This window comes from Enterobacter cloacae complex sp. IR53030 (assembly GCF_049238365.1).
GTDB lineage: Bacteria > Pseudomonadota > Gammaproteobacteria > Enterobacterales > Enterobacteriaceae > Enterobacter > Enterobacter kobei.
Map to the genome: position 1 here is coordinate 49482 of NZ_JBMKHA010000006.1, position 12543 is coordinate 62024.

Consider the following 12543-nt stretch of genomic DNA (forward strand, 5'->3'; position numbering starts at 1 on the left):
TTTCGATCAGATAGTGGAAGGTTGCGGCATGAGCGGGTCAGAAGAGGACTTACCCGAGCGCAAAAGGAAGATGGAGATAAACGTGGTGCTGAACACTAACAGCCCCATAATCAGATAAGACTGGGCAAAACCGTATTTCTCATAGCTGTAACCTGCCAGCGGCGACAGGACTGAGGCAATTACCGAGCTTGTACAGGCGAAGCCCACCAGATAAAGGGTGGAAGAGAGCCGCTTATCAAAATGTAAACTGTTGTATTTAAAGATTGAGACCAGCAAAACAGGCAGTTCTACTGCGTGCAATAGTTTGGTTATGGAGATCAATACCGGCCCCTCAACCAGACCCGATGCCACCATACGCATCGCCATCACCATTCCCGCGAAAATCAGGCCATTCTTCGCGCCGAGGCGATTCACCAGCCAGGGGGCGCAGAACATCCCCGCCGCTTCAAGGAAAACCTGGAAGGAGTTGAGGTAGCCGTACATGGCGTTCCCTTCCTGCAACGTCGGGAACTGGGAGGAGAAATAGACCGGAAACTGCTGGTCGTAAACGCCGTAAATACAGGTCCCGATTACGAAAAACACCAGCGCCCAGAAGCGTGGCAGCGTCAGCAGGCGCAGCGCGTCTTCCAGCGTGACCTTGCCGCCGGAGACCGCTTCCTGCATGGCGTGCGGTGCGGAAGAGACCCTGAGACGCGCCAGCAAAATAAAAAACACCAGTCCTGCGCAGCTCGCGACAGCGAAATTCAGCTTCGGATCGATGTTAAACAAGAGTCCCGCAAAAAAGGTCGCCACTGCCCAGCCAAGCGATCCCCACATCCTCGCTTTGCCGAATTCAAACTGGCTTTGGCGTGCCACGCGCTCGGTATAGGATTCCAGTACCCCTATCCCGCCGTTAAACGTCAAACCGATAAAAACCCCGCCGAAAATACTGCCGAGTAAAACGTTAATCTGCAGCAGATAACCAAACAGCAAAAACGCCGGACCCGAAAGAATGAGCAGACTGGTCAAAAACCAGAGCAGGTTTTTTCGCAGACCGAGCTTGTCCTGAATGAATCCATAGCAGATTTGAGCAAACAGCGCAGAGACTGAAAGCACGGCATAGATAATGCCGGTATCCCCTGCCTTTAAGCCCACTTCCTGGTGGAGCCAGATAGAAAGCAACGAGCCGGAAGACGACCAGGTCACAAAAAAGAAAAACAGTAATGCGCTCAATAAAGGGTAGCTGTGAGAGTGATGCGTTTTCATCATGACATTCTCATGTTGGAGTAATGGCGCAATGGTAACGTTAACATAATTTTATTCTCATGCTGTTTGACTAAGATTTATGATGTTAATCACGAAAGTTAACGTTAACATTGAAGGAGTGCGATCGCGATCAAATATTCATCTGTGATCGCTGCACGACACTACCCCAGAACAGGATTTCCTTTTACATCATGTACTTAGTTGTATATTCTCTCTTACAGATCATTGACGGAGTAAGAAAATGGCTTCCCTGAAGGACGTCGCAAAGCTGGCGAACGTGTCTCTGATGACTGTATCACGTGCGCTTAACAGCCCGGAGCGCCTAAAACCGGAAACGCTGGCGCGCGTACATCGGGCCATCGAGCAGACCAACTATGTGCCCGATCTGTCCGCCAAGAAGATACGTGGTGCACATGCCTCACCTAAAACCATCGGCGTGCTGGCCCTTGATACGGTGACGACACCTTTCTCGGTGGAGATTACGCTGTCCATTGAAGAGACCGCCAGGATGCACGGCTGGAACAGCTTCGTGATGAATATGTTTAGCGATGATAACCCGGACGCCATTGTCGACCTTCTCCTGTCTCATCGGCCTGACGGGATTATTTACACCACCATGGGGCTACGTCAGGTTCCTCTCCCGGCTAAGTTGCTTACCCTACCCTGTGTGTTGGCCAACTGCGAAAGTGACGGTGAACGGGTAGCCAGCTATATTCCAGATGACGAACTGGGGCAGTACACCGCCGTGCGCGCGTTGCTTGCGGAGGGCTATCAACAACCACTCTGCCTGCATTTGCCTGCGGGCCACCTGGCCACAACCCGACGCCGTCAGGGGCTGGAACGCGCATGCCTTGAAGCGGGAATCGACCCGGATAGCCTGGAGCACAACTATATGGCGCCCGGCGATGAGCACTATCGTGACATTCCCTCAGTGTTGCTGGCGCGCATCCAGAATGGTGTCCCACGGTTCGACGCCGTGATCTGCGGCAACGACCGCATCGCGTTGATGGTCTATCAGACGCTACTGGCGCAAGGGCTTCGCATTCCCGAGGATGTCGCGGTTATCGGCTACGACAATATGGTCGGCATTGGGGAACTCTTCCTCCCTCCGCTCTCTACGGTTCAGTTGCCGCATTATGAAATTGGTCGCCTGAGCGCCCTGCATATTATTAACGGTGAGCAACACCTGGAAACCACACGTGTTGAAAGTCCATATTTAAAGCGTGATTCCGTTGCGCATGCATCCTGACCGCAGCTTTTTGCACAGGTCGCAGAAATAAGCGTGCAAAGGAGGCGGCTTACCTCCTTTTCATCAAGCGAATCGCACAATTTGCCACACTCTTTTTTATGATTTTACAATCAGGGCGTAAAGTACGTAACAGGCTGTTTTTATTTACCATAAAGTGTAATTTCCTCTCCTTAAACGGGGATAAACCCGCCCCTGTAACCCATGTCACAAAACAGTAAACAAATTAACCATTGAGCCCCGTGGCAAAAGGCTCTATATTGGCGGCGTTTTTTTCAGGCCCCATCTGTTTTTTAACTTTTTATTCAATCGTGGCTCATAACGAAGCGGCGGTTGTAGGAGTGATATGATGACGGATAAAGTCCGTATTGACACTGTAGATGCCCACAAAAGCAACGAAACCTATCTGGCCCGTCAGGCCGAGTTTGAATCTAACGTCAGGAGTTATCCGCGCAAACTGCCTTTAGCGATCACTAAAGCAGAAGGCGTGTGGATCACCGATGCAGATAATAAAGAATACCTTGACTGTTTAGCAGGTGCAGGGACCCTTGCGCTTGGACATAACCATCCTGATGTGCTGAAAAGCATCCAAAATGTCATTACCAGCGGCTTGCCGTTACATACACTGGATCTGACGACGCCTCTGAAAGACGCGTTTTCTGAATACCTGCTCTCTCTGCTGCCGGGTCAGGGCAAAGAGTACTGCCTGCAGTTCACCGGTCCATCCGGTGCTGACGCCGTTGAAGCGGCGCTGAAGCTGGCGAAAAAAGTGACCGGCCGTAGCGGTATCATCAGCTTCTCAGGTGGTTACCACGGGATGACCCACGGCGCACTGTCCGTGACGGGTAACCTGTCTCCGAAAGAAGCGGTTGACGGTATGATGCCAGAAGTGCAGTTCATGCCTTACCCGCACGAATACCGCTGCCCACTGGGTATCGGTGGTGAAGCGGGTGTTAAAGCGCTGACCTACTACTTCGACAACCTGATTAACGACGTTGAAAGCGGCGTGCGTAAACCTGCAGCGGTGATCCTCGAAGCCGTTCAGGGTGAAGGCGGCGTGAACCCGGCTCCGGCTGAGTGGCTGCAGCGCATCCGTAAAGTGACGCAGGAACATGGCATTCTGCTGATCCTCGACGAAGTTCAGGCAGGCTTTGCCCGTACCGGTAAATTCTTCGCCTTCGAACACGCGGGCATTGAGCCAGACATTATCGTGATGTCTAAAGCCGTTGGCGGCGGTCTGCCGCTGGCCGTGCTCGGTATCAAAAAGCAGTTCGACGCATGGGCACCGGGTCACCACACCGGCACCTTCCGCGGCAACCAGCTGGCGATGGCAACCGGTCTGACGACGCTGAAAATCCTGAAAGACCAGAACATCGCAGGCAAAGTGGCTGCACAGGGCGAATGGCTGAAAGGCCAGCTGAAAGAGATGGCGAAACGTTATCCGGTCATCGGCCACGTTCGCGGTCTGGGCATGATGATCGGTATTGAGATCGTTAAGCCACACGAAGCGGCTGACCACATGGGTTGCTTCCCGGGCGACGGCGAGCTGTCTGCACTGATTCAGAAGAAATGCTTCGAAGCGGGTCTGATTCTGGAACGTGGTGGTCGCAATGGTATCGTTCTGCGTCTGCTGCCTTCTCTGCTGATCAGCGATGAAGAGCTGAAAATCTTCCTGGATAAATTCGAGCAGGCACTGCTTGCTGCGGGCGTTCGCCCGGCGTAACCGGAGTAGTTGATTACGATGTCAGATTCAAACCCAATTTTGTTCTCCTCTGCGCAGAGCATTGACGCTTATCAGCAGGCGATTGAACAAAGCACTCAGGCTGTGATGCAGTGGCTGAAACAGCCTGAGATGTACCAGGGCAAAACGGTCGCGGAACTGCGCGACCGTATTAAGCTGGATTTCAACCCGAAAGGGCTGGGCAACGAAGCGGCGATTGAACGCGCCGTTGAGTTCTTCCTGAAAGACAGCTTGTCCGTTCATCACCCACAGTGTGTGGCGCACCTGCACTGCCCAAGTCTGGTCGTAAGCCAGGCGGCAGAAGTGCTGATTAACGCCACTAACCAGAGTATGGACTCCTGGGATCAAAGCCCGTCCGCAACCATCATTGAGATCAAACTGATCGAATGGCTGCGTACCCGCGTGGGTTATCAGGCTGGCGACGCAGGTGTTTTCACCAGCGGCGGCACTCAGAGCAACCTGATGGGTCTGATGCTGGCCCGTGATGCATTCTTCGCGCGTCAGGGTCACTCCGTTCAGCAGGACGGTCTAGTGGGCGATCTGCGTAAGATCCGCGTACTGTGCTCCGAAAACGCGCACTTCTCCGTGCAGAAAAACATGGCGCTGATGGGTCTGGGCTACCAGTCCGTGGTGCAGGTGAAAACGGATGAATTCTCCCGTATGGATCTGTCCGATCTGGCGGCGAAAATTGCGCAGTGCAACGCGAACGGCGAGCAGATTCTGGCGATCGTCGCGACAGCCGGTACCACCGATGCCGGTGCTATCGACCCGCTGCGTGCGATTGCTGAACTGGCGGCGAAGCAGAACATCTGGGTACACGTTGATGCGGCCTGGGGCGGGGCGCTGCTGATGTCTGAGCAGTATCGTCATTACCTGGACGGTATTGAGCTGGTGGATTCCGTCACGCTGGACTTCCACAAGCAGTTCTTCCAGACCATCAGCTGCGGCGCGTTCCTGCTGAAAGAAGCACGTCACTATGAACTGATGCGCTATCAGGCTGCCTACCTGAACTCTGAGTTCGACGAAGAGGCGGGCGTGCCAAACCTGGTGTCCAAATCTCTGCAGACGACCCGTCGTTTCGACGCGCTGAAGCTGTGGATGAGCCTGGAAGCACTGGGTCAGGAGCAATACGCCGCGATCATCGATCACGGCGTGACGCTGGCGCAGCAGGTTGCCGCCTACGTGAAAGAGCAGCCTGCTCTGGAACTGGTTATGCAGCCACAGCTGGCAAGCGTGCTGTTCCGCTTCCGTGGCCAGGTGCAGATGGACGATGCGGGTATCGCCCTGCTGAACCAGAAAATTGGTGATGCGCTGCTGGAGTCTGGTCGCGCGAACGTCGGTGTGACCGAGCATAACGGCGTTACCTGCCTGAAGCTTACGCTGCTGAACCCAACCGTGACGCTGGAGGATATTAAAACCCTGCTGTCTTTGGTTGAGCGCACCGCGCAGGAAGTTCTGGCTAAGTAATACAAAACCCCTCTTCCACCGGGAGAGGGGTTATTTTTACAGACCTGCCCACCACATCCTGACTTTTAATCCCCAGTAGCTCGTCCAGCCCGTTGTGGTACTGACCACATTCCCCTTCGATACAATCACTAGCGTCGGCGTTACGCTCACCTGCCACTGTTGTGACACCGCACCGTTTGCATCGTTAATCACCGGCATACTCAGGCTTTTCTTCTCGACCCAGCGAGCCAGCTTCGCATCATCACCGGAACGCATGGCAATACTGATGACGTTACCGCCCTCTTCTGCCAGCTTATCCACCGCCGGTGTCGTATAACGGCAGATGCTACACCACGTTGCCCAGACGTAAATCAGCAGTGGCCGCTCCTGGCTGAGTGCTTCGATATCGTGGCGCTTTCCGTCAATGCTTTGCATTGGGGTGGCGCTAAAACTGGCGGGGAGTGTGGGCTTGCGGTATTGATCCACGCCCCACATCACGGCCAGCGCGAGCAAAAAGAAAATGATCCCTTCCCGCGCCCAACGGCGCAGTCGACTCAATTTACGGTTATCCATTATGACCTCTCGTTGTAACGGAGGTCATCTTAACGGGCTGTTCGGCACGGTGCTGTAAAGAAGTGTCGCGCGATGCTTATTCCTGAGTGTAGCCGTAGTCGTAGTGGCTATAGCCCGAGTTGTAATAGAGCGCAGCGGATTTCACGATATCGTTGAGGATAGCGCCATTCACCTGCACGCCCGTTTGCCGCAGACGCTTCAGTGAGTGCTCGACCTCTTTACCGCTGGTTTTTCCAAAACGGGCAACCAGTAGCGTGGTGGCCGCGGCTCTGGTGATCAGCAATGCATCCGTCACGGCAAGTACGGGTGGGGTGTCGATAATGACGATGTCATAAAGTGTGTCGATCCGTGACATTACCGCCTGGAAGCGTTCACTCATGAGCAAATCAACGGGATGTGAAGGCCGGGGTCCGCAGGTCAGGACATCAAAACCGCCTTTCTCAAAGCGTTGAACCGCGTCCTGCCATTCTACGTTTCCTCCGAGCACGCTGGACAATCCAAGATGATTGTTCAGTTTGAAAATATTGTGGACATACCCCTTGCGCATATCCGCATCAATAAACAAGACTCGCTGTCCCGCCTGAGCCGCAATCGACGCCAGTGAGGTACTGACCAGGGTCTTTCCGCAGTCCTGCGTAGGGCCTGACACCACTACGATCCGGTTTGTTGCATCCATCATCGTAAAATGCAGACTGGTACGGAGCCCGCGCACCGCTTCGATAAACATATCGGTCGGCCGGTCAACAGGCAGGAAAGGTACGTTTGATGTTCTGTGTTTCCAGTGGGAAGCAAACAGGTTCCGCCTGCGCAGATGCGTCTTTTTCCAGAGCCAGACTGAGCGCGGGAGCGTCGCCAGAAGCGGTATTCCCTGCACTTCAAGTTGCTCAGATGACGTAATGCCCCGCTTAAAGGCCGAACGCACGAAAACCGTTCCGGTCGAGAGCATTAACCCCATCAGCATGCCCAGCACAATAATAAGCGCTTTACGCGGTTTAATCGGAATGGGCTGCGTCACGGCCGGGTCAATGATCCGCACGTTTCCAATCGCGCTGGAGCGGGAGATATTCAGCTCCTGCTGCCGCGTCAGAAGTTGCAGGTAGATGGTACGCCCGGATTCCACGTCACGACTCAGGCGTAATATTTCCTGCTGCGTGGAGGGCATGGCTGAAACGCGTTTGTTGAGGCGCGTACGTTCCTGCTCGAGCGTTTGTTTCTTTTCTCGTAACGCGCGGTAAGTGGGGTGATCCTTCTTGAAAAGCTGAGAAACCTCTGCTTCACGGAATGTCAGCTCGTTAAGCTGGTTTTCCACATTAACAACCTGATCCAGGACCGACTTTGCCTCCAGAGACAAGTCGACAGAATCACGCTTCTCTCTGTAGGCATTCAGTCGTGCTTCGGCTTCATCCAGCTCCCGACTGATCTTCGGTAATTGAGTCTGTAAAAACGTCAGGCTCCGGGTATCTTGAGCTTCCTGACGCGCAATATTCTGGCTGAGATAATTTTCAGCGATTGTATTAAGCACTCTGGCGATCTTACCGGGGTCTTCACCCGCTATGGTTAACGCGATCATACCGCTCTGTTTCGCCGATTCAGCAACCGTAAGCCTCTTTTGAATGGCGTTGATCGCTTCAAGTTTCGTGACGGTTTTGAGGATAAATTGGGTACCCGGAACCGCATCGAGGGATGTCACCAGCAGAGATACCCCATCTTTAACCATCGCTTTTCCCACAACGCCGTCTACAGCCAGCGTCTTACCCTCAAGATGAAATCGCCCCTGGTCCTGTGCGGTGAGTAAAAGCGTTTGTGGCTCACCTTCCAGAAGCGGAATAGTCAGTGCGCCAATCGTTATTTCATCAGTTTTTCGTCCCCGAATCTGTTCCCACACAGGACCGATAACAGGGAGTACGCGCCGCTTAACGTGGTATGTTAGCCCGAGTTGATCAACGGTCTCTCCCAGAATCATCCTTGATTTAAGGAGCAGAAGTTCTGGGGCGACATCGGGGGAGAGATCGGACCCGAACTGGCTTAAGCTTTTAAGTAGCGAGTTATCCTGCTTCGCCTCGACCTGCACCAGTGCATCAGCCTGATAAACTGGCGTGGCGCTAAATGCATAAATCCCCGCACATACCGTGAACAGGAGTGTGATACACGCAATCATGATCCGGTGATCAAACATCTCAGCAAGTAACTGAATGAGATCGATTTCATTATTCTGCGGTGTCGCGGCACCAAATTTGTCTGATTTAGAAGACGACATTACTGCTTCATTCCTTGTTGACTCAAACGACGAGCCCATTCCTGACTGGCTTTTCCCAATTGGTTGAAAACATATTCGAAGGCTTCACGACTTTTGTGATACGGGTCGGGAATGTCCTTGGTTTCCAGCCATTGTCCAAATAGCAGCGATTTTCCCCGGTTCTCCGGGGCCATAGTGGCGATAAAACGAAGGTGTTTCGGCTCCATCACCAGAATCAAATCGGATTTTTGTAACAGGCTACGCGTCACCTTGCGGGCAACATGCCCCTCCAGCGAAATACCATGACGCCAGGCCACGGCCTGAGCAGCGGCATCCGCCGGGCATCCTTCGAGACCGAAGATACCTGCCGAGGTCACCTGCCTGCCGGGTAGCTGCTGGCGCAACAGCCGTTCACCCATTGGCGAACGGCAAATATTGCCTGTGCAAACCACTAAGATTGAATTGAACATTATTGCGGCCACGATCTGATATAGCGGACGGTTTCGGTCAGATCGTGAACACCTGTGATAGTCGGCACCAGTTGGGTAATGACGCGATTCCAGCGTGAAAGCGGTGCGGTGGTCACATAGACAATGTCATACGGCTCCAGCTGAAATTCCGTGCTTAGCACCATGGCTGACGCATCTTCTGCATTCAGTTGATAGATGTTGGCAATTTTGTCCGCGTCGCCTTTTTTCGCTACCTGTCGAATCACAAAAATGCCGGTGGCATCGGCCATGTTCTGGTTTAAGCCGCCAGCATTTCCCAGCGCTTCGGCCAGCGTCATGCCGCTACGATCCATTTTAAGGGTGCTCTGTTTAACCACCTCCCCCATCACGAACACTTTCAGCGCGTCGTTTCGGGGAACAAACAAGATATCGCCTGGATAAAGCAGCTTGTTTTGCGTTAAATCGCCGTGCTGCATCAGGGCATAGAGGGAAAGACGTGAGTCCTGACCATTATGCGTGAGTACCACATTCCGCCAGTCGGCATCCGCAGATAGCCCACCAGCAGCGTTGACTGCATCCATCACCGTCAGTGGAATATTGGTAATGGGCTGCTGGCCCGATTTCTCTACCTCACCAGTGATATAGGCTTTTTGCGAACGGAAGGAGGCAATGCTGACATCCACCTGAGGGCTCTCAATGACCTTATCCAGTCGCGCGGTAATCTCTTCACGTATCTGTGAAACTGTTTTGCCCGCTACGTGCAGCTTACCGACATAGGGGTAAAAAAGCGTACCGTCGGCGTTGACCCAGTTGCCCGCATCGCTCGCGCTACGATACTGCCCGGCAGGCGTCGTTAATTCAGGGTGATCCCAGACGGTGACCGTCAGGATGTCGCCTGTGCCAATACGGTATTCCCAGTTTTTGAGCTGCTCATCCAGATTAGGATTCGCCTGAGATTTCGACACGGGCGGACGCAGTTTTTCAATCAACCCAGGGGTCACTGGAAAAATTTCTACACGTTTATCCAGTTGATGATTAATTCCTTCACTCGGCGTAACTTTTTTTCCAGACAGACTTAAGTGCTGACCCGGTGAAAATACACACCCTGTTAACTGGCTAAGAAAAAGAAAGAGTAGTGGGAATGCAGTTGTGTTTTTCATTTATATAAAATGTTGGTTTATCGTTGCGCCAGGCGTTACATCTGCAAAAAGAATGCAACTAACACCATGAAATATAATTAGTTATTATTTTAATGGCATTACCATGAAATTCTAAAAAACGAATACATCCGCTTTAAAAAGCTGAGCCGATGCACAATCGCCTAATTAAATCAAAAGTAATATCACTTCATCCGAAGGCGATACTAAAGGGTATTCCTCAGTAAAGCATTCGCTTAACCGCGCAATTTTGATGCTAAAAGTTATTTTCAGAATAGATTAATAAAAATAACAAATATTAGTAATGGTAAATATCGGCCACGCAAATAAGACCCACACGGTTCGACTACACAAAACTGTCCATTTTTGTTACATTTTTTTCATACACGGCTTGCGTTGATCCTTAAAATGGACTGTCTGCCTTGCTTCATACGCGCGCCCGCAGACAAAACATCTGTAACGATATCACTGGAGAAAAAATGGCTAAGCGTAAATTGCTGCTTCTGGGTGTATTACTGTCTCTGGCGGGATCCGCATTTTCTGCCCCGCAAACCGCCGCTGCGCCATCAGGCATCAAAGCCTATGAGGAACAAGAGTTCATCGCTGATTTCACTAAGTTCAAAATCGGCGATACCGCACCGGCGCAGTATCAAACGCCCGAATACACCATCAAACAGTATCAGTTGCGTAACCTGCCGGCACCGGATGCAGGGACCCACTGGACCTACATGGGCGAAAACTACGTCCTGATTGGCGATGCAGATGGCAAAATCTACAAAGCCTATAATGGGGATATCTTCTATCATCGCTGATACGATCGTCATCCGTCCGTGGCAGGAGAGCGATCGGCCTTTCCTGCGCACGCTCTATCTCCACGCCCGACGCGATGCCTGGCCCTGGCTTGATGACTCTGGCTGGCATCTGGAAGATTTCGACGCCGCTACCCGGGACGAAGCCATCTGGGTTGCGGAGCAGGACGGCCATCGACTGGGGTTTGCTTCCGTCTGGACCAACGATAATTTTCTGCACAACCTGTTTGTTGATCCGCAGTCTCAGAGCCTGGGTGTCGGACATCTGTTACTTGAGCACGTACAGAAAACGTTTACCAGCACGGGTGCATTGAAGTGTCTGGTGAAGAACAGGCGGGCTATTGCGTTTTACCAGCGACATGGCTGGCACATTGAGGCAACGGGTGATTCTCCGGACGGAGAGTACTATCTGATGCATTATCGGCTGAGTTAACGTCGGGTGGCGGCTTCGCCTTACCCGACCTACGTGATGGTGCCATTTGTAGGCCGGGTAAGCGAAGCGCCACCCGGCATTAAAGTGCAGAGGAATTACACCGCGCGGAACGCGATTTCGCTCGGAATGACTTCGCCCTGCCAGTAAAGCTGCGCCGCAACGCGCCCCGCCAGCTGACGATACATATCCGCAAATTCGCTGTCCGGACGGCTAACAACCGTCGGTTTTCCACTGTCCAGATCTTCGCGCAGGGTGATATGCAGCGGCATCTGACCCAGCAGTTGGGTATGATACTGTTCGGCCAGCTTTTCTGCGCCACCAGTACCAAAGATTGGCTCGTGGTGCCCACAGTTGCTGCAGATGTGCATGCTCATGTTCTCAACGATACCAAGTACCGGCACCTCCACTTTTTCGAACATGACGATGCCTTTTTTGGCGTCGATCAGCGCGATGTCCTGCGGTGTGGTCACCACCACAGCGCCCGTTACCGGAATGTTCTGCGCCAGCGTCAGCTGGATATCACCGGTACCCGGCGGCATATCCAGCACCAGATAATCGAGATCCGGCCACATGGTTTCCTGCAGCATCTGCATCAGCGCTTTGCTGGCCATCGGGCCGCGCCAGACCATGGCGTTATCGTCAGTCACCAGGTAACCGATTGAGTTGGTCGCCAGCCCATGCGCCACGATCGGCGCCATATGCGTACCGTCCGGCGAGGTTGGACGCTGGTTTTCCGCACCCAGCATGTTTGGAATGGACGGACCATAGATATCGGCATCGAGAATACCCACCTTCGCCCCTTCCGCCGCCAGCGCAAGCGCCAGGTTTACTGCAGTAGACGATTTGCCCACCCCGCCTTTACCTGAGCTCACGGCGATGATGTTTTTCACCCCGTTCACGCCAGGCTGATTCTTCACACGCTTCAGCGTGGCGATGCTGTGGCTCAGCTTCCAGTCGATCGCTTTCGCTCCGGTAATGCGCAGCAGCTCAGAGCTGGTCTGCTCTTTCAGCGCATCAAAGGCGGTGCTCCAGACGAAGGGCATCTGCAGCTCAATGTGCAGCGTATCGTCCAGCCACGCAACGTGGTGTAACGCTTTCAGCGTCGTGAGATTATGTTTCAGGGTTGGATGCTGAAAGTTAGCCAGCGTCCCGGCGACCATTGCTCGTAAGGCTTCCGGTGATTTGGCCTGGGATTGAGAACTCATCCC

At 53.1% G+C, this 12543-nt stretch carries 11 protein-coding genes; 5 read left to right on the forward strand and 6 right to left on the reverse strand.

The genetic code is table 11. The features are described from left to right. Nucleotides 1–6: 6 nt before the first annotated feature. A complete protein-coding gene (locus ACOTXR_RS08130; RefSeq protein WP_014884531.1) occupies nucleotides 7–1248 on the reverse strand; it encodes an MFS transporter in 1242 nt (413 codons plus the stop codon). Between the two features lie 238 nt (nucleotides 1249–1486). Between ACOTXR_RS08130 and ACOTXR_RS08135 the strand changes: the two genes are divergently transcribed. The 3 genes from ACOTXR_RS08135 to ACOTXR_RS08145 all read left to right on the forward strand — a co-directional run bounded on the left by ACOTXR_RS08135 (nucleotide 1487) and on the right by ACOTXR_RS08145 (nucleotide 5699). Then, nucleotides 1487–2494, forward strand: a complete 1008-nt coding sequence (locus ACOTXR_RS08135; RefSeq protein ID WP_014884532.1) for a LacI family DNA-binding transcriptional regulator — start codon at nucleotides 1487–1489, stop codon at nucleotides 2492–2494. 343 nt (nucleotides 2495–2837) lie between these two features. Beyond that, nucleotides 2838–4214, forward strand: a complete 1377-nt coding sequence (locus ACOTXR_RS08140) for a diaminobutyrate--2-oxoglutarate transaminase (RefSeq protein WP_014884533.1) — start codon at nucleotides 2838–2840, stop codon at nucleotides 4212–4214. Nucleotides 4215–4232: 18 nt separating this feature from the next. Next, nucleotides 4233–5699, forward strand: coding sequence for a pyridoxal phosphate-dependent decarboxylase family protein (locus ACOTXR_RS08145; RefSeq protein WP_014884534.1), 1467 nt, complete (start codon nucleotides 4233–4235; stop codon nucleotides 5697–5699). Between the two features lie 36 nt (nucleotides 5700–5735). On the opposite strand, the gene ACOTXR_RS08150 is transcribed toward ACOTXR_RS08145, so the two are convergent. The 4 genes from ACOTXR_RS08150 to ACOTXR_RS08165 form a co-directional block, all read right to left on the reverse strand. After that, nucleotides 5736–6251: a protein disulfide oxidoreductase gene (locus tag ACOTXR_RS08150; RefSeq protein ID WP_032636035.1), complete on the reverse strand. Its 516-nt coding sequence runs from the start codon at nucleotides 6249–6251 to the stop codon at nucleotides 5736–5738. A gap of 76 nt (nucleotides 6252–6327) precedes the next feature. Continuing rightward, entirely contained in the window at nucleotides 6328–8508 is a 2181-nt protein-coding gene (locus ACOTXR_RS08155) for a polysaccharide biosynthesis tyrosine autokinase (RefSeq protein WP_047624400.1), read from the reverse strand. Next, nucleotides 8508–8957, reverse strand: coding sequence for a phosphotyrosine protein phosphatase (locus ACOTXR_RS08160; protein WP_023330908.1), 450 nt, complete (start codon nucleotides 8955–8957; stop codon nucleotides 8508–8510). The genes ACOTXR_RS08155 and ACOTXR_RS08160 overlap by 1 nt, the downstream gene beginning before the upstream one ends. Next, nucleotides 8957–10096, reverse strand: coding sequence for a polysaccharide export protein (locus tag ACOTXR_RS08165; protein ID WP_023337539.1), 1140 nt, complete (start codon nucleotides 10094–10096; stop codon nucleotides 8957–8959). Before ACOTXR_RS08165 ends, ACOTXR_RS08160 begins: the two co-directional genes overlap by 1 nt. 476 nt (nucleotides 10097–10572) lie before the next feature. On the opposite strand from ACOTXR_RS08165, the gene ACOTXR_RS08170 reads away from it, so the two are divergent. Both ACOTXR_RS08170 and ACOTXR_RS08175 read left to right on the forward strand, forming a co-directional pair. Beyond that, nucleotides 10573–10905: an RcnB family protein gene (locus ACOTXR_RS08170; RefSeq protein ID WP_008500887.1), complete on the forward strand. Its 333-nt coding sequence runs from the start codon at nucleotides 10573–10575 to the stop codon at nucleotides 10903–10905. Then, nucleotides 10880–11335 (forward strand): GNAT family N-acetyltransferase, encoded by a 456-nt coding sequence (locus tag ACOTXR_RS08175; RefSeq protein WP_226856235.1) that lies wholly within the window; start codon nucleotides 10880–10882, stop codon nucleotides 11333–11335. The genes ACOTXR_RS08170 and ACOTXR_RS08175 overlap by 26 nt, the downstream gene beginning before the upstream one ends. A gap of 95 nt (nucleotides 11336–11430) precedes the next feature. Here the strand turns inward: ACOTXR_RS08175 and apbC are convergent, their stop codons facing one another. After that, nucleotides 11431–12540: an iron-sulfur cluster carrier protein ApbC gene (apbC, locus tag ACOTXR_RS08180; RefSeq protein ID WP_023330911.1), complete on the reverse strand. Its 1110-nt coding sequence runs from the start codon at nucleotides 12538–12540 to the stop codon at nucleotides 11431–11433. Between the last annotated feature and the right edge of the window lie 3 nt (nucleotides 12541–12543).

Excerpts from the sequence above, each read along its gene's own strand:
- ACOTXR_RS08165 (WP_023337539.1), bottom strand. The coding sequence starts at position 10,096 with ATGAAAAACACAACTGCATTCCCACTACTCTTTCTTTTTCTTAGCCAG.
- ACOTXR_RS08130 (WP_014884531.1), bottom strand. The coding sequence starts at position 1,248 with ATGATGAAAACGCATCACTCTCACAGCTACCCTTTATTGAGCGCATTA.
- ACOTXR_RS08150 (WP_032636035.1), bottom strand. The coding sequence starts at position 6,251 with ATGGATAACCGTAAATTGAGTCGACTGCGCCGTTGGGCGCGGGAAGGG.
- ACOTXR_RS08155 (WP_047624400.1), bottom strand. The coding sequence starts at position 8,508 with ATGTCGTCTTCTAAATCAGACAAATTTGGTGCCGCGACACCGCAGAAT.
- ACOTXR_RS08145 (WP_014884534.1), top strand. The coding sequence starts at position 4,233 with ATGTCAGATTCAAACCCAATTTTGTTCTCCTCTGCGCAGAGCATTGAC.
- apbC (WP_023330911.1), bottom strand. The coding sequence starts at position 12,540 with ATGAGTTCTCAATCCCAGGCCAAATCACCGGAAGCCTTACGAGCAATG.
- ACOTXR_RS08140 (WP_014884533.1), top strand. The coding sequence starts at position 2,838 with ATGATGACGGATAAAGTCCGTATTGACACTGTAGATGCCCACAAAAGC.
- ACOTXR_RS08160 (WP_023330908.1), bottom strand. The coding sequence starts at position 8,957 with ATGTTCAATTCAATCTTAGTGGTTTGCACAGGCAATATTTGCCGTTCG.
- ACOTXR_RS08170 (WP_008500887.1), top strand. The coding sequence starts at position 10,573 with ATGGCTAAGCGTAAATTGCTGCTTCTGGGTGTATTACTGTCTCTGGCG.
- ACOTXR_RS08135 (WP_014884532.1), top strand. The coding sequence starts at position 1,487 with ATGGCTTCCCTGAAGGACGTCGCAAAGCTGGCGAACGTGTCTCTGATG.
- ACOTXR_RS08175 (WP_226856235.1), top strand. The coding sequence starts at position 10,880 with ATGGGGATATCTTCTATCATCGCTGATACGATCGTCATCCGTCCGTGG.